The organism is Maritimibacter sp. UBA3975 (assembly GCF_002384975.1).
Classification (GTDB): domain Bacteria; phylum Pseudomonadota; class Alphaproteobacteria; order Rhodobacterales; family Rhodobacteraceae; genus Maritimibacter.
This window is the reverse complement of the sequence record NZ_DGCP01000012.1, coordinates 35,339-55,142: the sequence shown is the minus strand read 5'-3', so window position 1 is coordinate 55,142 and position 19,804 is coordinate 35,339. Positions and strand designations below refer to the sequence as shown.

Below are 19,804 nucleotides of genomic sequence, written 5' to 3'. Positions count from 1 at the left end.
AATCCCACCATGGGAACGCGAACCAGTGCCGCCGCTTTGAATTCTCAAAAACCAGAGTTGGTCGGTCGGTTCACGGTCGGCCCCTTGCCCCTATCATGCGCGGAGCGGTGTCGCGGCGAGGTCAATGCGGACACAGACGCCCGCCGTGTCTTCCGGACGCGGCGACATGATTTCGAGGTGACTGCCGGACCGTGCGACGATGGTCGCCACGATATCAAGGCCAAGGCCGGTGCCGTCCCCATGCTGATCGTCGTGCTCGAACCGCTCTGACATGCGGGCCAACAACTCGGGCGCAAGAACAGGCCCCTCGTTCGAGACCGAGAGCACACCGCCTTCGTCGAGCCGAACTGACACCGGCCCGTCCGGGCGACCATGCTTCTGCGCGTTCTCGACGAGATTGCGGCACAGGATGCCCAACGCATCGGGGTCGAACCGGGAAAGGACTGCCTTCGCGGGCATGTCCAGCACCACGTCACCCGATCCCCGGCGCATGTCCTCGACCACCATACTCAAGGCGTCGCGCAGATCATAAGGCGTATCGACCTCCAGCCGCGCGCCCTCGGCGCGGGCAAGTTGCAAAAGACGTTCGCTTCGCCGGGTCAGGCGCTTCAGCGTCGCCTCGATGTCGCGCGCCCGCCGGGTCGCGGTCGGGTCATCGGTCTCCGCGACCAGCCGTTGTGCCTGCGCGATGGCGCCCGCAAGCGGTGTGCGCAACTCATGCGCCGCGTTCGAGGCAAAGCTGCGCTCGGCGGTGAAGGCCGCGTCGAGCCGCGCCAGAAGCGCGTTCATCGTTTCGGCCAGGGGGTGAAGCTCGGCGGGCAGATCATCGTCCGGGACTGGCGAGAAATCCCGCGCGCTGCGCGCCGCCAAACGATCTCGAAATTGGTGTAACGGCGCGATGCTTTGGCGCACAGCGAAAAGTATCGCCAGGATCACTGCCGGCACCACGAGCAACAGCGGCATACCCAAGACCATCTGCATTTCGCGGGCGACTTGTTGACGGTGCGACAAAGGCTCGGCCAGGCTTATGCGAACGGTCCCCTGCACTGCGTCCTCGTTGTAGATGCGGTGCGTCGCGGTCCGCCGAAACCCAGCTCCGTCATATTCGGGAAAGACTGCGAGATCGGCCGTATGGGACTGAAGCAGCACGCGCCCCGACTCGTCGCGCACGATATAGGTAAAAAACTCGCCGTGCTCGCGTATGCGCCCAAGGCGCTGCGTAACCCCTTCTTCGGCGCGCCCGAGAATATCGACCACGGCCAACGGCAGAATACGTTGCGCCGTTTCCTGAAGCGCGCTGTCGAAGACCTCATCCATCTCGTGACGCAGGTTCACCGCCGTGACCGTCGCGGCAACGATCCATGAGAACCCGACGAGCAGGCCCAGCGCCAGAACAAGGCGCCCCTGAAGGCTTGCCGGTGCCTTCACGCCGGTCCCAGTCGGTAGCCCATGCCACGCTCGGTCTTGATCACGTTCTGGCCGAGCTTCTTGCGCAGCCGGCTCACATGCGCCTCGATGGTATTGCTTTCGACCTCGGAACCGAATTCGTAGAGCTTATCTTCGAGTTGCGCCTTGGATAACAGCTGGCCGGGGCGGTTGAGAAAGGCTTCGAACATCGCCCATTCGCGCGCCGTCAACGACACCTCGCGCTGGCCCTTGGTGATGCGTCGCGCGGCCAGATCGACCTCGATGTCGCCGTGCGTCACCAGCGGGTTCGGGTTGCCTGAATACCGCCGCGCAACCGACCCGATCCGCGCTGACAGCTCTTCGAGATCGAAGGGTTTGACCATGTAATCGTCCGCGCCCGCGTTCAGTCCTTCGAGTCGGTCCGACAATTGATCGAGCGCCGTAAGAATGATCACCGGGGTTACGTCACCCCGCTGACGTAGCGCCTTGAGAAACGGCACGCCAAGACCGTCGGGCAACATCAGGTCCAACAGAACCAGGTCGAACCCGGCCCCGTTCAGCGCCGCGCGCGCCTCATCCAGCCGCTCGACCCAGTCGAGGGAATGCCCATCCGCCGCGATCTGGTCGCGCACGGCCATGCCGAGTACCTTGTCGTCTTCGATCAGAAGAATGCGCACATGGACCTCCGGTTCGTCGTTGTCGGCACTCTTATTCAATAGGCCCCTGACAAGAAGCTGACAAAGCCATTGTGGCCGCGTCAGGTTCTCGTCAGGTTTCGGGCGTAGATCCAAAGCGTGGCCTGAACTGGAGATTGGCCGATGAGAAAAACCGTTCTGACCCTTGGCTTCGTGTTTGCCGCCCCGATGGGTGCTGCGCTGGCCGATGATGATTGCTTCGTTCCGATGGTGGACTGGCAGCCGCGCGATGCGGTGGCCGAATACGCCCGCGAACAAGGCTGGACCCCGCAGCGGATCAAGATCGACGATGGGTGCTACGAGATCGAAGGGCTCGACGCCGAAGGGCGCGAGATCGAGGTCAAGCTACATCCCAAGACGTTCGAGGTCGTCGAATTCGAATACGAAGACGATGACCACGGACGGGGTCGCCACGGCGACCGCGAGACGGACCGGGACCGGGACAGGGATCAGACCCCCTACCCGGAGTCCGAGGGACATGACTGACGCGACACTCGAAACCACTGAACGGACGGTGAGGGTCTGGGATCCCGTGGTCCGCATCTTTCACTGGGGCATGGTCGCGGCCGTCGCGACCGCCTGGCTCTCGGCCGAAGAAAGCGAAACGATCCACGAAGTCGCGGGCTATGTCGTCGCAGGGCTATTGGGTGCGCGGCTCGTCTGGGGCCTGATCGGCACCAGGCACGCGCGGTTCGGCAGCTTCCTTCGTGGTCCCGGCACCACCGTCCGTTATCTGCGCGACATGATGGCTGGACGCGAGCGGCGTTACATCGGGCACAACCCGGCAGGGGCCGCGATGATCGTTGCCCTGCTCCTTGCGCTGTCCGGCACGGCGTTCACCGGCTGGCTGATGGCCGACACCACGCGCGTCGCGATGTTGCCCGAAATGCCCGCCGTGGTGTCACCGGCCTTCGCCGACGACGATGGTGAGCGTGGCGAATACGGCGAGGGCGGCGAAGAGCTGCTCGAAGAGGTGCATGAGGTGCTCGCGAACCTGCTCCTCGTGTTGATCGCACCGCATGTGGGCGGCGTCATCCTCGCCTCGGTCCGCCATAACGAGAACCTCGCTCGCGCCATGGTAACGGGCACCAAGCGCGGAGCAGGCCATGACGACATCGACTGACGCATTCCCCTGACTGAGACGTCCCTTCAGTCCAACTGCCCCGCCGGTTTCGGCGGGGCTTTTTCGTTCCAGGCCCCCGCCCTCGAACCTGACAAGAACCTGACGGTAATTCGTCACAGATGTCAGGACCGCATAAGCCGGGCATCCCAGATTGGGTTCAGATCGAAAAAGGAGAACCCAAATGCTGAAACCGATTCTTGCAATCGCTGCCCTCGCCACCCTGCCCGTGGGCCTCGCCCTCGCCGACGATGATGACCGCGCGTTTCGCGGCTCGCTCAAGGACGTCGCTCCGCGCTCCGATGTCATGAGCCTCGCCGTGGCGAACGGCTGGTCCGTCGAAGAGATCGAGATGGACGATGGCTACTACGAAGTCGAAGCCCGCACCAAGGAAGGCCGCGAAATCGAGGTGAAACTGCACCCGGTCACGCTTCAGATCATGGCCCAGGAATATGAAGACGACGACGATGACGACGACGGCTACGGCATGGCGAACAATCCCGCCGCGGCCGGTAGCGCGGAGCCGCCGAAGAACGGCCTGTTCGCCCCGGGCGCCGCGCCGCAAGTGCAGGTGAAATGATCTGACGGCGCGGCGGAAATCGCCGCGCCGACCGTATGAACAAAGGTCACAGACCATGATTAATTGGACCCGATGACATGAAACCGCTCCTTTCCGTTCTCTCCCTCACCACCGCTCTGACGGCCCCCGCCCTTGCCTTGGCCGCGCCCGTCACCTTCACCACGACGCTGAACAACTACGGCGGTCAGGGTGCTTATCTCGCGCTCTATGTCACTGACGACAGCGGCGCTTATGTGGGCAGCCTCTGGATGGCCGGGGGCAAGTCGAAGTATTACAAACACCTGTCGGAATGGTATCGCGTGACCGGCGTCAATACGGCTGAAGTGAACGGCATCACCGGCGCAAGTGTCGGTTCCGGCAGGACGCTGGAAATCACGCTGGACCTGTCCGATGCCCTGTTCGATGCGGGCTATACCCTGCACGTCGACGCCTCGGTCGAGGATTTCCGTGACAGCCCCAATGACGTGACCGTGCCGCTGACCCGCGCGGGTGCCGGCCAACCCGTATCGGGCCGCATGTATGTGTCGAGCCTGACCTACGACATGTAAGGGGCTGGCACGATGTTTCGAACGATCCACCGCTGGCCCGGCCTTCTGGCCATGGCCCTGCTTGTCCTGCTCGGCCTGAGCGGCGCGGTCCTCGCGGTCTTTCCGGCCGCCGAGAGAATGACCGCCCCGCGTGCCGACGCCGGGATGAGCGTGGCCGAATTGACCGCCCGCATCCAAAGCCAGATCCCCGGCGTCGAGCAGATCAAACGTGCGCCCTCCGGGAAAATCACCGCATACTGGTTTGAGGACAACGTCTTCGGATCGGCGGTGATCGACCCGGCAAAGGGGGCTGCGGTAGCCTCTGCGGACCCCAAACCCGTCGAGCGCTGGTTCGTGAACCTGCACCGTTCGCTGTTTCTTGGCGACACGGGCCGGATCGCAATGGCGGTCGCTGCCGCCGCGATGCTGGTTCTATCGCTCTCGGGTATCATGCTCGTCGCGAACCGCGTGGGCGGGCTGCGCCAGTGGTTCCGCCCGCTGCGCGGTCCGCTTGCTGGACGCCTGCACACAGAAATCACGCGTGTCGCCGTCGCAGGGTTCCTGCTGTCTTCGGCCACGGCGCTGTGGATGACGGCCTCGACCTCCGATTTGTTGCCAGACGGCGATCCCATCGCCCCCTATCCCACCGAGGTCAGCGGCGAGATGGGCGCGAACCCCGCCACCATGCCGCTTCTTGAGCGCACGGCGGCACGCGACCTGCGCGAGTTCACCTTTCCTTACGCGGGCGACGCCACGGACACCTATACGCTCGTCACCGACGCAGGCACCGGGACCATCGACCAGGGCACCGGCGAAATGCTGACCTGGGCCGACAAGTCTGGATGGCAGCGGGTGTCCGAGACCATCTACATGCTCCACACGGGACAAGGCGCCTGGGTCGTCGGCGTGGTCCTTGGACTCATGGCACTGGGCATCCCCGCGCTGGCCTTCACCGGCATTGTCGTCTGGATCTCGCGCCGCCGCGCGCGCCCGCGACTTCCGGGGAACACACCAGCCGCGCAAGCCGATACGATCGTCCTCGTCGGTTCGGAAAGCGGCAGCACATGGGGATTTGCGCGCACCCTGATGGAGGCGCTTCACGGCAACGGTCATTCGGTCCATGTGGCCCCGATGGCGAGCTTCGATCCGAGCCGGTATCCCAAAGCCGAACGTCTGCTCATACTCGCCGCGACCTATGGCGACGGCGACGTCCCGGCCACGGCCAAAGGGTTTCTGGACCGGCTCGACATGCTGACCGAGGCGCTCCGCCTTCCCACCGCCGTCCTCGGCTTTGGCGAACGTGTGTTCCCGCAGTTCTGCGCCTATGCGCGCACGGTCGAAAATAGGCTCAGGGAGGCAGACGTTCCGATCCTTATCCCGATGGATACAGTCGACGGACAATCCCCGCAGGATTTCGCCCGCTGGGGTATGGCCCTTGGCACGGCTCTGGATGAAGAGCTGTCGTTGGTCCATGTGCCGGACCGCCCGGAGACGCACGCCCTCACTCTCGTTTCGCGCCGGGACTATGGCGCCGATGTGCAGGCGCCGACCGCGATCCTGCGGTTCAAGGCGTCTTGCCCGACGCTGATGGGCCGGTTGAACGGCACCGGGTTCACGCGCTTCAAAGCGGGTGACCTGCTTGGAATCCTGCCCGAAGGATCGGACCTGCCGCGCTACTACTCGTTGGCCTCGGGCGCCCGGGACGGTTTCATCGAAATCGTCGTCAAGAAGCAGCCCGGTGGTCTGGCCTCGGGGCAGTTGATGTCGCTTGAACCCGGCGATCTGGTCGAAGGCTTCCTGCGCCGCAACCCCGCCTTCCACCCCGCGCGCGGAAAGAACCCCCTGATCCTGATCGGCGCAGGCACGGGCATCGGACCGCTCGCCGGATTCATCCGCGCGAACAAGCACAAACGCCCGGTGACGCTGGTCTTCGGGATGCGCGATCCGGGGAGTGACTTTCTCTATCAAAGCGACCTTGAACAATGGGCGATCGAGGGCCGCCTGGACCACGTCGTCGCCGCTGTCTCGCGCTGCGCAAAGCCCCGCTATGTGCAGGACGCCCTGCGCGACGAGGCCGAGTGGCTGGTCGCCACACTGCAAAACGGTGCCCGTATCATGGTCTGCGGCGGGCGCGAGATGGCTCACGGCGTCACCGACGCGCTGGCCGATATTCTCATCCCGGCGGGCCTGAGCCCCGCCGAACTGAAAGCGGAAGGACGCTATGTCGAAGATGTCTACTGATCCGACCCGCCGCGCCTTGAACGGCCCGACGATGGGCACCCGTTGGTCGGCGTTGTTTTTTGCCGAGGATGTCGACGAAACCGCCTTCACCGCCGCGTTGCAGATCGTCGTGGACCAGATCGACGACCAGATGTCGACATGGAACCCTGACAGCGACCTGATGCGGTTCAATGCAGCTCCCACGGGAACCTGGGTCGCGCTTCCAGCGCATTTGTTGAATGTCATGACCCTCGGTCTGGGAATAGGTCGTGCGTCGGGCGGGGCATTCGACATTACCATGGGGGCATCGTTGAAGGCCTGGGGGTTTGGCTCCGAAGCGCCGCAGGAGGCCGAGATTCGCGCGGCGATGGAGGGAACGAAAGTGCCCGCGCTGGACGCGCTGGAGATCGACCTTGCGCAGGGCCGCGCCCGCAAACATGCCGATGTGGCGGTGGACCTTAACGGGATAGCGAAGGGATACGGCGTGGACCGTCTGGCCGAAACATTGGCAGACATGGGCATCTCCGATGCGCTGGTCGGAATCGACGGCGAAATGCGCAGCTTGGGAACGCACCCCGACGGCACGCCCTGGACCATCGCCGTCGAGGCCCCCAACTATGACCGCCGCGCACCACATTCCGTGCTGGCATTGGAGGACGGCGCCGTCGCGACATCGGGCGACTATCGCCACTGGGTCGAAGTGCAGGGCCGCCGCCTGTCGCACACCATGCACCCAAAACTGCGCACCCCCATCGCAAACGGCCCTGCCTCGGTCACGGTCGTCGCTCCAACCTGTGCCGAAGCCGATGCCTGGGCCACCGCGATCATTGTGCTGGGCATCCGCGCTGGCTTGGTGCTCGCCGGCGGACAGGGCTTAGACGTTCTCGCGCTCGAGCGCGCAGACGGGGCGGGAATCCTGTCGCACGGGATCGGGCCTTTGTTCGGCTTGGAACCAGCCTGACAACAGCACGAACTACATTGGCCCCGGGTAAGCGTTGAAGCCATGACCGGCTCACCCTCACAACCGCCTCCGAAGGGTTCACGCCGTCGGAGTATTCCCGCCGACATCGTCGACCAGATGGGCGGTTGGCAGACCGATGGTGTGTGGCACAGCTACGGTAAGGGCTAACCACTCTCTGTGCTCGTCAAATGGCTGGAAAGAGCTGTGAAGCGACCGTGAGGTCCACGCCTCTTGCGCCCCGGAGTAAAAACTTGAGGAACAATAGTGGCTTATCTGTATAAAATGGCGCTCTGGGGAGGATTCGAACCCCCGACCCCCTGATTCGTAGTCAGGTACTCTATCCAGCTGAGCTACCAGAGCGCGGTAGGGCGCGATTTAGCGTTTGCGTCGGAGCGATGCAAGGGGAAATCCCCGGAATTATTGCGCCGCTTCCGCCCGCGCCTCGGGCGTGGCGAGGGTTTCGAGCCCGCGCGGCAGATGGATAGCGAACACCGTGCCGTCCGGTCCCGTCCGCTCCAGCAAGAGCTGCCCACCGTGGCCACGCACAAGCTCTGCCGAGATGGCGAGGCCGAGGCCGGTGCCGCCCTTGCGCCCACCCGCAGCGAACGGTTGAAACAGAAGCTCCTGAGCCTTGGGAGGCAGGCCCGGCCCGGTATCTTCGACCCGGATCGTCCATTCCTCGGGCGTTTCCTCACCCGAAACCATGATTTCTCCGCCCTTGCCCGAAGACTGGAGAGCCTGACGGGCGTTGCGCACGAGGTTGCGCAGGATGCGGTAGAGTTGTTCCGGGTCGGCCCGCACGAGGATCCCCGCCGGCACGTCCTCGGAATAGGAAACGTCCTCCTCGCCCGCGGCGAGCCGCTCGCTGTCCACCACGTCACCCACCACTTCGGCGAGGTTGAAGCGGGTGAGTCGCGGCGCGGGCTCCTCGGCCTTGCCGAAAGCCAGGGTGGATTCGCACAGGTTCACCGCGCGATTGATCGACCCCATGAGCTTGGGGATGGAGCGTTGAACCCCGGGGTCCTCGCTCATTTCCACCCGGTCCGCAAAAAGCTGCGCGGTCGTCAGGATATTGCGCAGGTCGTGGCTGATGCGCGCAACGGCTCCGCCAAGCTGGGCGAGCCGCTCCTTTTGCTTGAGCGCGCCGGAAAGCTGCGCCTGCAAGTCGTGCAGCGCTTCCTCGGCCTCGCGAAGCTCCCGCACCCGCGAACTCGGGGCGATGATCTGGCGGGCATCCTCGGGCGCGCGGGCGAAACCCATCATGTTGGTCACGACCTTCTTGATCGGCCGGACCATGAGCGTGCGCACGGCGAGGAACAGCAAGAGCGCGGTCGCGATGGAGATCACGGCGGAGAGCACGAGAATGCGTTGGCCGTACTCGACCATGGCCGTGCGCAGGGGCTGGGACTCCATCGTGACTTCGATCACCAGCCCGCCCTCGCGCACCGGGTCGCCGATCACACGGATCACCTCGTTATCCGTGTCGAACAGCCGCGCGAGGGCGTCGCGCATGAGCATGAACCCGCCCTCGTTGCGCAGGTCGAAACTCGCGGCGACCGGACCGGGTACGGGCGAAGACAGCATGAGCTCGCGCGCTTCGTCCCGGCGCAGAACCACGTTGAACACCTCAGCGTTCTGCAAAAGCTCTTGCTCCAGCTCCGCATCGATCATGTCGTCGGCAAGCAGAACGAGAGACGCGATCTGCGCCCGTTCAAGCCTGTTTTGCAGGTAATCCGCACGAAACTGCGCGATCGACGGGACAAAAATCATCACCTCCGCCAGCATGACGAATGCGACGGTCAGGATGAGGAACCGACCCGAAAGCGAGTTCAAATACATCTAGTCCCTAACAGCGTTATGGCACGATCTTTTGCAATATACGCACCAAACGCTTCAGCGTCTCATTTTCAAATAGTTTCGGCGTGTAGAAATTCCCAGAGGCGCGTTTGGAAATCTCCGACAGGGTCGGATACGGCAGCACCATGCCGGAGATGGCCGAGAGCTTCAGTTTCTGGCTTACGGCGAGCGACCAGGGTGCGATCAGTTCGCCTGCGTTGTGCCCGACTAGCGTGACGCCGACGGGCCGCGCGCCGACGACCATGACCTTGATGAACCCCTTGGTGTGTCCTGTCGCGACGGCCCGGTCGTTGCCTGCGAAGTCCGCCCGCACGACGGTAAGCTTGTCGCCATGCGCCTCCCGCGCGGCAGCTTCCGTCAGCCCGACCTGCGCCAGTTCGGGATCGGTGTAGGTGCACCACGGCAGGTGGTCGGCGCGAGCCTTGGCGGGCAGGCGCAGGACCGTGGGGCGGATCACGACACCGCCATGATAGCCCGCGACATGGGTGAACTGGAGCCCCCCGGTGATGTCACCGATGCCATAGACCCGGCGGTTCGACGTGCGCAGGCGGGCATCGACCTTGATGCCCTTGGGGGTCGTATCGACTCCCGCCGCCTCGCAGCCAAGCTCCTCCACATTCGCCTTGCGCCCGACGGCGACGAGCAGGTGCGAACCGGTGAAGACGCGCCCGAACTCGGTGACGACCTCGATCCGTCCCTTGGTTTTGCGAATGCGCACCGCCTGGGCCTGCTCCACGACCTCGATCCCCTGCTCCGCGAGGCTGTCCAGCACGACCTGCGCGGCCTCGGGATCGTCCTTGCCGAGCGGCTTCTGGCCTTCCAGAACGGTCACCTCACAGCCCAGACGCCGGTGCGCGAGTGCCATTTCCAGACCGATGGGTCCGCCGCCGATGACCAGCAGGTGATCGGGTTTCTCGGCGAGATCGAAGATCGTCTCGTTGGTGTAATACGGCACCTCGTCCAGCCCCGGCACGTCCGGCACGAAAGGGCGCGACCCGGTGGCGACGACGAAGCGTTTGGCCCTGACGGTCGTATCGCCGGCCTGCACCTCGCGCGGGCCGGTGAACCGGGCATGTTCGCGGATGACGGTGCACCCCAGACCTTCGAACCGTTCCTGACTGTCGTGGGGCGCGATGGTCGCGATGGCGGATTTCACATGTGCATGGGCCGCGTCCCAATCCATCCCCTGCTCCCCGGCGGCGAGCAGCGCCTTTGAGGGCACGCAGCCATAATTCAAGCAATCACCCCCCATCTCGCCTTTCTCGATCAGAACGACCTTGGCCCCCATCTGCGCGGCGCCAGAGGCGACCGACAGGCCCCCGGACCCGGCCCCGATCACGCAGATGTCGGTCTTGATACGGCTCATGCGACAGGCTCCTTGCGGAAGACACGCAGGGCGATGGGCAGGAGCGCCAGAGCGCACAGCCCGATGATCGGCCCGAGGATGTAGGGTTTGAAGATGATCCCAAGATCGGGCGTGCCGCCGGCTTCGAACACCTCGCCCAGCCCGGAGCCGACGGAGGTGTAGATCAGCGCACCGGGTATGATCCCCACCACGGTCGTCACGGCAAAGACCCAGGTGCGCACGTTCACAAGCGCTGGCAGGACATTGGCCACGAAGAACGGCACCACGGGGACGAGGCGCATGAGAAACAGCACCGACCACTGGCTGCGGTCGATGGCCGACTTGAGTCTGGCGATGCGCCCCGGCGACGCCTCCATCCGCGCGGCGAGCCGTTCGCCCAGACCCATCTTGGCGGCAGTGAAGATAATGATCGCGCCGAGCGAGGCGGCCGTCACGTTGTAGAGCACGCCGGGAAACAGACCGAACAGGAAACCGCCGGTCAGTGTGGCAATGGTCGCGCCCGGCAGCGAGAAGCCCACGATAGCGGTATAGGCCGCGATGAAGACGAGGACCGAGAGGATGTAGTTGGCATCACGGAATTCGATCAGCGCCGCCCGGTTCTCGGCCAGCGCATCGAAGGTCAGCCGGTCGCGGAACACGATGAAGCCCACGACCGCGACGATGGCGATGACGGTGATCGGGATCAGGCGTTTGATGCGCGCGGCGGTCACGGCGGGCTCCTTCGGACAAGTGAGCGCACCATGACGCCTCGCCCGGACACCCGCCACCCCCCTCACGCCGCATTGATCCTGCGGCAAAAAATGTTTCAAATGCGCCCACGGGGCGTTTGACTTGACCCCTGAGGGCCCCTATAGACCGGTCTCCAACGAATTCCGCCCCGAATCCATCGGGATCAGTGGGCATGAGACGAGACTTCGGCCTTTAGGGCCGAGAACCTGACGGAGACGGGCGATGAAACGCACATTCCAACCTTCGAACCTGGTTCGCAAGCGCCGCCACGGCTTCCGTGCGCGCATGTCGACCAAGGCCGGCCGCAAGATCCTGAACGCGCGTCGCGCCAAGGGCCGCAAGTCGCTGTCCGCGTAAGCGGTTTCGGCATTTCGGCCAATCGAATGACACCGCCGGAGGCACCCGTGGACGGCCCAGAGGCCGGACGCGACGCGCCCCCGGCGGTTTCCGTTTGTCTGGAGACCCTGCGAAACCGCCCGGATTTCCTCGCCTGCGCGCGGGCCCGCAAGGCGCCGATGCCGGGGTTTCTGTTGCAGGGGCGTGACCGGCGCGACGACGATACGGTCGTGCGCGTGGGGTTCACAGCCTCCAAGAAAACCGGCAACGCCGTGATGCGCAACCGCGCCAAACGACGCCTGCGCGCGCTGGCGCGGGAGGTGATCGGCAACGCGGGACGCCCCGGATGGGATTACGTCCTCGTGGCGCGGCCCGACGCGACAGTCAGCCGGGAGTTCGCGGCCATGCGCGACGACCTCGCCCGCGCCCTCGCCAAGGTCCACGGGGCCTGACGGGTCCTTGCGCTGCAATGCAGCAACACGGCCAATCCATGACACGCGCCCCTGTGGCATCTTGTGAATTCCGATGAAATCAGGATGGTGCGTCCTGCGGCGCACCGATTGGCGCCGATCTGCCTGTGCCTGATTTCATTACGAGGGATGCCCCATGAAAATTGCGATGATCGGAACCGGATATGTCGGGCTCGTCTCCGGCGTGTGCTTCTCGGACTTCGGGCACGAGGTGGTCTGCGTCGACAAGGACCCGCGCAAGATCGAGATGCTGGAGCGCGGCGAGGTGCCGATCTTCGAGCCGGGGCTCGACAGGCTCATGCACAAGAACGTCGAGGCCGGACGACTGTCCTTCACACTCGACCTCGCCACCGCCATCGACGGAGCCGACGCCGTGTTCATCGCGGTTGGCACGCCCACTCGGCGCGGTGACGGTCATGCCGACCTCACCTATGTCATGGCCGCGGCAGAAGAGATCGCGAAGGCGGCCAGCGACTATATCGTCATCGTGACCAAATCGACCGTCCCCGTCGGCACCAACGCGCAGGTGCGTGACGTGGTCTCGAAGGCCAATCCATCGCTCGATTTCGACGTCGCATCCAACCCCGAGTTTCTTCGCGAAGGCGCGGCCATCGACGACTTCATGAAACCTGACCGGGTCGTCGTCGGCGTCGAGAGCGACCGCGCAGCGAAGGTGATGGAAGAGGTTTACCGCCCGCTCTACCTGCGCGATTTCCCCATCGTGACCACGGACCTCGAATCCGCCGAGATGATCAAATACGCGGCCAATGCCTTTCTCGCGACCAAGATCACCTTCATCAACGAGATCGCCGCGCTGTGCGAAAAGGTCGGCGCGGATGTGAAAGCCGTTTCCAAGGGCATGGGCATGGACGGACGCATCGGGAACAAGTTCCTGCACGCCGGCCCCGGCTACGGCGGGTCGTGCTTTCCGAAGGACACCAAGGCGCTCGCCCGGATTGGTCAGGAACATGCGAGCCCTGTGTCAATCGTCGAGACCGTCATCAAGGTGAACGAGGATGTGAAGCGCCGGATGATCGACAAGCTGGTCGATCTCTGTGGCGGCTCGTTCAACGGCAAGACGGTCGCTGTGCTGGGCGTGACGTTCAAGCCCAACACCGACGACATGCGCGATGCGCCCTCGCTCACCATCGTTCCGTCGCTGATCGGTGGTGGGGCCAAGGTGCGGGTCTGCGATCCGCAGGGCCGGCGTGAGGGCGAACACCTACTCCCCAGCGTATCGTGGGAAGAAGACCCCTATGCGGCAGCACAGGGGGCCGACCTCCTCGTGATCCTAACGGAATGGAACGAATTCCGGGCACTGGACCTCGACCGGCTGGCCTCCGCCATGGGTTCCGCCAGAATGGCCGACTTGCGCAACGTCTACAGCGCCGATGCCGCGGCCGAGGCCGGCTTCATCGCCTATGAGAGCATCGGGAGGATCGGAATGATGCGGGCCTGACCCTCAGTCCCGGTAGTAGTCGCGATACCACTCGACGAACCGCTCGACCCCGGTGCGGACATCGGTTTCCGGCCGGTAGCCGGTGAGCGTTTCAAGCAGGCTCGCATCCGCCCATGTGGCAGGCACGTCGCCGGGCTGGATGTCCATGTAATTGCGCCGTGTCTCGGCGCCCAGCGCACCCTCGATCGCTTCGACGAAATCGAGCAGCCGGACCGACGTGGAGTTCCCGATGTTCACGATCCGGAACGGCGCCACCGGCGACAGGCTGTCGCCCTCCGGCACCTCGCCCGCTTCGGGCCGCACCGGCACCGGGTCGAACATCAACAGCCGGATCGCGCGCACGAGGTCGTCGACATAGGTGAAGTCGCGGAACATCTCGCCGTGGTTGTAGACGTCGATCGCCTCGCCGGCGAGTGTGGCGCGCACGAACTTGAAGAGCGCCATGTCCGGGCGTCCCCACGGGCCATAGACCGTGAAGAACCGGAACATCGTCGTCGGCAGGTCATAGAGATGGGCGTAGGAATGCCCCATCGCCTCGGTCGCCTTCTTGGTCGCGGCATAGATCGTCATCGGCGTGTCGGCCTTGTCCGTCTCCCTGAACGGCATCTCGGTGTTCGCGCCGTAGACGGAAGATGTCGAGGCCATCATCAGGTGCTGGACCCCGTGGCGCCGCGCGGCCTCCATCACGTTGAACGTCCCGGTGACATTCGCATCGACATAGGCCCGCGGGTTTTCAAGGCTGTAGCGCACCCCGGCCTGCCCCGCGAGGTGGACGATGATCTCCGGCGCGAACCCGTCGATGGCGGCGTCGAACGCCGCGCCGTCCTCCAGCATCGCCTCGGTGGCTGTGAAGCCTAGCGACTGGTGCAGCATCGCGTGGCGCCGCGCCTTGAGCGTGACATCGTAGTAATCCGTCATCCCGTCATAGCCGTGGACCTGGTGGCCCTCGGCGACGAGCAGGTTCGCGAGGTGGTATCCGATGAAGCCGGCCGTGCCGGTGATGAATATGCGCGCCATGCCGGGCCTTTCCGCTAACCAGCCCGTCCTAGCCCCATTCACCGGGAGATTGAAGCGGCACGCGGCGCTTTGGCCACTCGCGTCGGAGGGCCGGGCACCCTATATCTGCGTCATGTCGCCCGTCGCCCATATCTTCGCGCTGCCCGTGCGCCTCTACCGGCTGGTTTTCTCGCCGTGGGTCGGCCATTCGTGCCGCTATCAGCCGACCTGCTCGGCCTATGCGCTGGAAGCACTGGAAAAGCATGGGGCGATCCGTGGAAGCTGGCTCACCATCCGGCGGATCGGGCGCTGCCATCCTTTCGGCGGTTCCGGGTTTGACCCGGTGCCGGAGACCGATACAAAAGGAAAAGAGCAGTAAACGGAGGGCGACATGCCCCGCCAGTTCCTTTTCCCGCTGACCACGGGCCGCTCCGGCACCGTGTTCCTGACCGAACTTCTGCGCCTGAACTGGAGCGGGGCCGAGGTCCACCACGAGCGGCTTGGATATGAGCTTCTGGGCGTCGAAAGCCCCGATGCCTCGCACTACACGCGCTTCAACTCGGTGGGGAACGACGCGCATGTGCGGACGTTCTGGCGTCAGAAACTCGCGCGTCTCATCGACAGCCCCGCCCAGCGTTATGCCGAGGTATCGCACTTCCTGTTCAAGGCGGGCCTCGTCGAGAACATCGCACCGCTCACCGAGGCGGGCGAAGTCCACCTCGTCATCCTCACGCGCGATCCTTTCAAGATCCAGTGGAGCTACGTCAACCGCTTCGAATTCGCCAACTTTGGTTTCACATGGCTTTTCGCCCTCGACCCACGCTACCCGAACACCGTCGTTCAGTCGCGGCCCTTCATGGAGCACGGGGTGGCCGGAAACTCGTTGTGGTATGTGCATGAGGTCTTTGCCCGTGCGGAATACTACGCGCTGCTCACCGCTGACATGCCCAATGTCCATATTCACCGCGTCGATCTGTCAGAAATCACCAGGCCGGAAGGGGCCGCTCGGCTCCTTACCGCTTTGGGGGAGCCGACCCAGGCCGAGGCCGTGAAAATGCCGCCGCGCCAGAACGCGACCAAGCAGACGATGTTCGACGACAAGATGAAGGCCTATTGCCAGCGCCTCGCCACCAACACGCCGCTTCAGTCCGAGGCCGTCGCGCGCAAGTATTTCGACGCCGGCCGGCGTCTGGCCACCGGTGTGCGTCGCCGCTGACACGGATTTCCGGCACCCCTTCGAATTGATCATGGACAGCGAAACCTGACCTTGGGTATCTTCTGCGTCAGGTGCTGCCGGGAGCGGCTGCACCCAAGGGGGCATTCGACAGACATGGCGTTCAAGGCCGGACAATCCGCGACTCGCGGACGCGACATCGAGAGCGTGCTGAGGGGATTCGTCCTGTCGCCCGTCTGCATCGGGGCGGCACTCTGCCTGACCCTGTTCATCACGGTATTCGCTCCGGGCGGGCTGTTTGCTCAGATGCCGGTGTGGCAACGCGGGCTGATTCATGTGTTCGACTGCGCGGCCTTCCTTGCGCATTCCTATTTCGTGGTGCCCCCGATGTTCCGCCTGGCATTCGACCGGGGCTGGCCAGTCCTTTGGGTGCATATTGCCGTCTATGTGCCCATCGCTCTGATCCTCGCCGTTGTTTTCGCAATGGTCGAAGCCGGCACTCTGACCGCGTCGGAGTTTTTCTGGCATGCCGCCATTGTCGTGACGTGGGTGGTGCTCTCCGCCGTGATCGGGCTCTTTCTGTTCTGGGTGTTCTTCCTGCCCCATGCCGGGCTCGACGTGCGGCCGGAGCAGATCTGGACCTATCATCCCCCGACCTCCTGCGGCTTGCAGGAGCATCTGTCGAACGACGCGCGGGGCCGGGTGCTCCGCATGATGGCCGAGAACCAGTATGTCCGCGTTTTCACCGAACGCGGCGAAGACCTGATCCGGCTCACCCTGTCCGAGGCCGAGCGCCTCGTTCCCGACGACGCCGGATTGCGTGTGCACCGGTCGCATTGGGTCGCACGCGACCTCGTGTCCGACTTTCGCTTCGAGGGCGGCAATCCAAGGCTCACAATCTCCGACGGCGCGCAACTTCCGGTCAGCCGGAACCGCGTCGGGGATGTGAGAGCGCTGCTGTCACTTCGCGAATAGTGACAAACCGCCATTTCGCGAATCGGGGCGCGTCAGTCGCTCCAAATCCGGCGTCAGTCGCTCCAACGCACACACAAACCCCCAACACCGATGTAGCTTTCCCGACGTGGCACGGGGCCCGCCCAGCGCGGGCAGTTCATGCAGGCAGCACCAAGTGAAACCAGCCACGGGCAGCGCGGACCTCCCCAGGACCGCAACGCCATTTCGAACCGGGCGCACAGGACGTTTCGTGCGATCTGGTGCATTACAAGGGGCGCGGCAGGCAGGCGCATTCACGCCGGCAACTGCCGCGCCTCGCTTCTCTTGCCAGCGCGGGCCCCGACGCCTAAACCGCCCACATGCTCGACGAGTCCGACGATATCCACCCGCTGTTTGACGGCGCGCCCTCCACCACGGAGTTCAAGAAGCTCCGTAAACGCATCCTGCGCAACGTGCGGGAGGCGGTGGAGCACTACGGAATGATACAGCGCGACGAGACCGGTCAGGCGGCACCGGGCCAGAAGTGGCTCGTCTGCCTGTCGGGCGGCAAGGACAGCTATACGATGCTCGCCGCGCTTTACGAGATGAAGTGGCGCGGGCTTCTGCCGGTCGACATCCTCGCCTGCAACCTCGACCAGGGGCAACCGGGCTTCCCGGCGACGGTCCTTCCGGAATTTCTCGAAGCCCGCCAGGTGCCGCACCGGATCGAATACGAAGACACCTATTCCATCGTGGTCGACAAGGTGCCCGCGGGGCGCACCTACTGTGCGCTCTGCTCGCGGCTGCGTCGCGGAAACCTTTACCGAATCGCACGCGAAGAAGGGTGCAACGCGGTCGTGCTGGGCCACCATCGCGACGACATCCTCGAAACCTTCTTCATGAACCTCTTTCACGGTGGGCGGCTGGCCACGATGCCACCAAAGCTCGTGAACGAAGAGGGCGACCTGTTCGTTTTCCGCCCCCTCGCCCATGTGGCCGAGGCGGATTGCGAGAAGTTCTCCCGCGACATGAACTACCCGATCATTCCCTGCGATCTCTGCGGGTCGCAGGACGGGCTGCAGCGCCAGCAGGTCAAGCAGATCCTCGACGGGTGGGAAGCGAATTCCCCTGGCCGCCGCCAGGTGATGTTCCGGTCGCTGATGAACGCGCGACCCTCACATCTGCTGGACCCCAAGCTGTTCGATTTCGCGGGCCTGACCCTGCGCGACAGCGAAGAAAGCTGATTTCCGAGCGCATTAACGGCTGATTGACTCGTGATCCCTATGGTCCTCGCGACCAGAGGGCCGGTGGCCCGTGATCAGGGGACAAATGATGAACACGACCACGGCCGCCGACCGCAACGCACTTCGCGCCAAGCTCCGCCTGATCCTGCTCGGGCCGCAGATGCTCGCCTTCCTCCCGGCGATCATGCTCTGCGCCTTCTGGTTCGGCGGCGAGGGTCTTCTCGTCGTTCTGGCGGTGCTGATGCCCGGCATCCTCGTGCTGACCGGCTCCGTCCCGATGCCCTGGCACGCGCGGCCGCACCGCGACATGCTGACCGGCCTCCCCGGGCGCAACGCGCTCATCTCGCGTCTCGCCTCGGGGCTGACCGAGGGCATGAACGAGTCTGGCGATCCGCCGGTGTGCCTCGTTCTCGAAATCGACAGTGCGGGCGATCTCGCAGCGCAGTTCGGGGAAACCGGCTCGGCCACGATCCTGCGTTCTTGTGTAGAGCGGATCAGGGCAACCTTGCGCGAAGGCGACCCGCTCGTCGCGCTGGCCCCCGGTCGGTTCGGCGTCGCCATCGCACGCACGCCGCGCACGGACCTTGAAACCGTCATCCAACTGTCCGGCCGATTGCAGGACGCCGTGAGCCAGCCGATCTCACTCGACGGAACGCGGGTGCTCCTGTCCTCCTGTCTCGGCTTCGCGATGCCCTCACGGGTGGCAGATCAGGTTGGCGAAAGCCTTCTGGATGCTGCCGAAAGCGCGCTTGAAGAGGCGCAGAAAGCCGGGCCGGGGTCGATCCGCGCGTTCTCTCGCGGGATGAGGCCTCGCATCGCGGTGCCCGACAATATGACCCGCGACCTCGTCCGCGCGCTGGAGGATGGCGAAATCCGCCCGTGGTTTCAGCCGCAGGTGTCGACCGATACGGGCGCACTCACCGGATTCGAAGCGCTGGCCCGCTGGGAACACCCCGAAAAGGGTCAGATCGCTCCGGCCGCCTTCATGCCCGCAATCGCTGCCGGGGGCCTGTTCGACCGGCTCGGTGAGGTCATCCTCTACCACGCGCTGACCGCCCTCAAGGCGTGGGACAAGGCCGGGCTGACCGTGCCGAATGTCGCCGTCAATTTTTCGCCCGACGAACTGCGCAACCCGCGTCTTTATGACAAGGTCCGATGGGAGCTCGACCGCTTTGGCCTCGCCCCCGAGCGTCTGGTGATCGAAGTGCTTGAAAACGTGGTCGCGCAATCGGATGACGACACGACGACGCGCAACATCGCGGCCCTGTCGCGGCTGGGCTGTGGCATCGACCTTGACGACTTCGGCACCGGCCACGCCTCCATCGCCAACATCCGGCGTTTCGATGTGAGCCGGATCAAGATCGACCGCAGCTTCATCAGCCAGGTGGACACGGACCGCGACCAGCAAAACATGGTGTCCGCGATCCTGACGATGGCCGACCGGCTTGGCCTCGCGACGCTCGGCGAAGGCGTGGAGACACACGGAGAACATGCAATGCTGTCACAACTGGGCTGTGGCCATGTTCAGGGATATTCCATCGCACGCCCCATGCCGTTCGAGGAGACTTCGGCATGGATCGAAGCCCATCTCGCCAACCGGCCCGTCGTTCCCGTGATCGCGCCCCGTGCCGGCGGCCAAGGCAGCGCCGCGTCGTGACGGGCGGTCCGTCGCCTTCAGGCGCAGCGCAACCGCCTGACACGGGCCCGGCAGGCTCCGCTCAGACAGGGCG

20 protein-coding genes and 1 tRNA gene are annotated in these 19,804 nt (G+C 64.5%); 14 read left to right on the top strand and 7 right to left on the bottom strand.

Annotation, left to right across the window (positions count from 1 at the left end; all coding sequences use genetic code 11):
- Positions 1-93: 93 nt before the first annotated feature.
- Both B2585_RS14075 and B2585_RS14070 read right to left on the bottom strand, forming a co-directional pair.
- A complete protein-coding gene (locus B2585_RS14075) occupies positions 94-1,428 on the bottom strand; it encodes an ATP-binding protein (protein ID WP_292024363.1) in 1,335 nt (444 codons plus the stop codon).
- Positions 1,425-2,084 carry a response regulator transcription factor gene (locus B2585_RS14070; RefSeq protein WP_292024992.1) on the bottom strand — a complete coding sequence of 220 codons (660 nt, stop codon included), beginning with the start codon at positions 2,082-2,084 and terminating at the stop codon, positions 1,425-1,427. The genes B2585_RS14075 and B2585_RS14070 overlap by 4 nt, the downstream gene beginning before the upstream one ends.
- A 141-nt stretch (positions 2,085-2,225) precedes the next feature.
- On the opposite strand from B2585_RS14070, the gene B2585_RS14065 reads away from it, so the two are divergent.
- The 6 genes from B2585_RS14065 (at position 2,226) to B2585_RS14040 (ending at position 7,510) form a co-directional block, all read left to right on the top strand.
- Positions 2,226-2,588, top strand: coding sequence for a PepSY domain-containing protein (locus B2585_RS14065; RefSeq protein ID WP_292024361.1), 363 nt, complete (start codon positions 2,226-2,228; stop codon positions 2,586-2,588).
- On the top strand, positions 2,581-3,225 hold the full coding sequence (locus tag B2585_RS14060; RefSeq protein WP_292024359.1) for a cytochrome b/b6 domain-containing protein: 645 nt from the start codon (positions 2,581-2,583) through the stop codon (positions 3,223-3,225). The genes B2585_RS14065 and B2585_RS14060 overlap by 8 nt, the downstream gene beginning before the upstream one ends.
- Positions 3,226-3,406: 181 nt before the next feature.
- Positions 3,407-3,802, top strand: a complete 396-nt coding sequence (locus B2585_RS14055; RefSeq protein WP_292024357.1) for a PepSY domain-containing protein — start codon at positions 3,407-3,409, stop codon at positions 3,800-3,802.
- A gap of 77 nt (positions 3,803-3,879) precedes the next feature.
- Positions 3,880-4,350 carry a DUF2271 domain-containing protein gene (locus B2585_RS14050; protein ID WP_292024355.1) on the top strand — a complete coding sequence of 157 codons (471 nt, stop codon included), beginning with the start codon at positions 3,880-3,882 and terminating at the stop codon, positions 4,348-4,350.
- Positions 4,351-4,362: 12 nt separating this feature from the next.
- Positions 4,363-6,570 (top strand): PepSY domain-containing protein, encoded by a 2,208-nt coding sequence (locus tag B2585_RS14045; RefSeq protein WP_292024353.1) that lies wholly within the window; start codon positions 4,363-4,365, stop codon positions 6,568-6,570.
- Positions 6,551-7,510 carry an FAD:protein FMN transferase gene (locus tag B2585_RS14040; protein WP_292024351.1) on the top strand — a complete coding sequence of 320 codons (960 nt, stop codon included), beginning with the start codon at positions 6,551-6,553 and terminating at the stop codon, positions 7,508-7,510. The genes B2585_RS14045 and B2585_RS14040 overlap by 20 nt, the downstream gene beginning before the upstream one ends.
- Positions 7,511-7,793: 283 nt before the next feature.
- Here B2585_RS14040 and B2585_RS14035 read toward each other — a convergent pair.
- From B2585_RS14035 to B2585_RS14020, 4 genes are all read right to left on the bottom strand, one after another.
- Positions 7,794-7,870: transfer RNA gene (locus B2585_RS14035), tRNA-Arg, on the bottom strand.
- Between the two features lie 57 nt (positions 7,871-7,927).
- Entirely contained in the window at positions 7,928-9,349 is a 1,422-nt protein-coding gene (locus B2585_RS14030; RefSeq protein WP_292024346.1) for a sensor histidine kinase, read from the bottom strand.
- 16 nt (positions 9,350-9,365) lie between these two features.
- A complete protein-coding gene (locus B2585_RS14025) occupies positions 9,366-10,733 on the bottom strand; it encodes a dihydrolipoyl dehydrogenase family protein (protein WP_292024344.1) in 1,368 nt (455 codons plus the stop codon).
- Positions 10,730-11,443 (bottom strand): TVP38/TMEM64 family protein, encoded by a 714-nt coding sequence (locus B2585_RS14020; protein ID WP_292024341.1) that lies wholly within the window; start codon positions 11,441-11,443, stop codon positions 10,730-10,732. Before B2585_RS14020 ends, B2585_RS14025 begins: the two co-directional genes overlap by 4 nt.
- Positions 11,444-11,684: 241 nt before the next feature.
- On the opposite strand from B2585_RS14020, the gene rpmH reads away from it, so the two are divergent.
- The 3 genes from rpmH (at position 11,685) to B2585_RS14005 (ending at position 13,727) form a co-directional block, all read left to right on the top strand.
- Positions 11,685-11,819: a 50S ribosomal protein L34 gene (gene rpmH / locus B2585_RS14015; RefSeq protein WP_292024339.1), complete on the top strand. Its 135-nt coding sequence runs from the start codon at positions 11,685-11,687 to the stop codon at positions 11,817-11,819.
- A 26-nt stretch (positions 11,820-11,845) separates the two neighbouring features.
- On the top strand, positions 11,846-12,250 hold the full coding sequence (gene rnpA, locus B2585_RS14010; RefSeq protein WP_292024337.1) for a ribonuclease P protein component: 405 nt from the start codon (positions 11,846-11,848) through the stop codon (positions 12,248-12,250).
- A gap of 154 nt (positions 12,251-12,404) precedes the next feature.
- The gene (locus B2585_RS14005) at positions 12,405-13,727 is read left to right on the top strand and encodes a UDP-glucose dehydrogenase family protein (RefSeq protein ID WP_292024335.1); all 1,323 of its coding nucleotides are present in this window, start codon (positions 12,405-12,407) and stop codon (positions 13,725-13,727) included.
- Between the two features lie 3 nt (positions 13,728-13,730).
- Here the strand turns inward: B2585_RS14005 and B2585_RS14000 are convergent, their stop codons facing one another.
- On the bottom strand, positions 13,731-14,744 hold the full coding sequence (locus tag B2585_RS14000) for an NAD-dependent epimerase/dehydratase family protein (RefSeq protein ID WP_292024334.1): 1,014 nt from the start codon (positions 14,742-14,744) through the stop codon (positions 13,731-13,733).
- A gap of 112 nt (positions 14,745-14,856) precedes the next feature.
- On the opposite strand from B2585_RS14000, the gene yidD reads away from it, so the two are divergent.
- The 5 genes from yidD to B2585_RS13975 all read left to right on the top strand — a co-directional run bounded on the left by yidD (position 14,857) and on the right by B2585_RS13975 (position 19,731).
- Complete coding sequence (gene yidD / locus B2585_RS13995; RefSeq protein ID WP_292024332.1) at positions 14,857-15,102, top strand: membrane protein insertion efficiency factor YidD; 246 nt, start codon at positions 14,857-14,859, stop codon at positions 15,100-15,102.
- Between the two features lie 12 nt (positions 15,103-15,114).
- Positions 15,115-15,939: a hypothetical protein gene (locus tag B2585_RS13990; protein ID WP_292024330.1), complete on the top strand. Its 825-nt coding sequence runs from the start codon at positions 15,115-15,117 to the stop codon at positions 15,937-15,939.
- Between the two features lie 114 nt (positions 15,940-16,053).
- A complete protein-coding gene (locus tag B2585_RS13985) occupies positions 16,054-16,872 on the top strand; it encodes a LytTR family DNA-binding domain-containing protein (protein ID WP_292024328.1) in 819 nt (272 codons plus the stop codon).
- Between the two features lie 338 nt (positions 16,873-17,210).
- A complete protein-coding gene (gene ttcA, locus B2585_RS13980; RefSeq protein ID WP_292024326.1) occupies positions 17,211-18,074 on the top strand; it encodes a tRNA 2-thiocytidine(32) synthetase TtcA in 864 nt (287 codons plus the stop codon).
- Positions 18,075-18,162: 88 nt separating this feature from the next.
- Positions 18,163-19,731: a putative bifunctional diguanylate cyclase/phosphodiesterase gene (locus B2585_RS13975; protein ID WP_292024325.1), complete on the top strand. Its 1,569-nt coding sequence runs from the start codon at positions 18,163-18,165 to the stop codon at positions 19,729-19,731.
- The last annotated feature ends 73 nt before the right edge of the window (positions 19,732-19,804 follow it).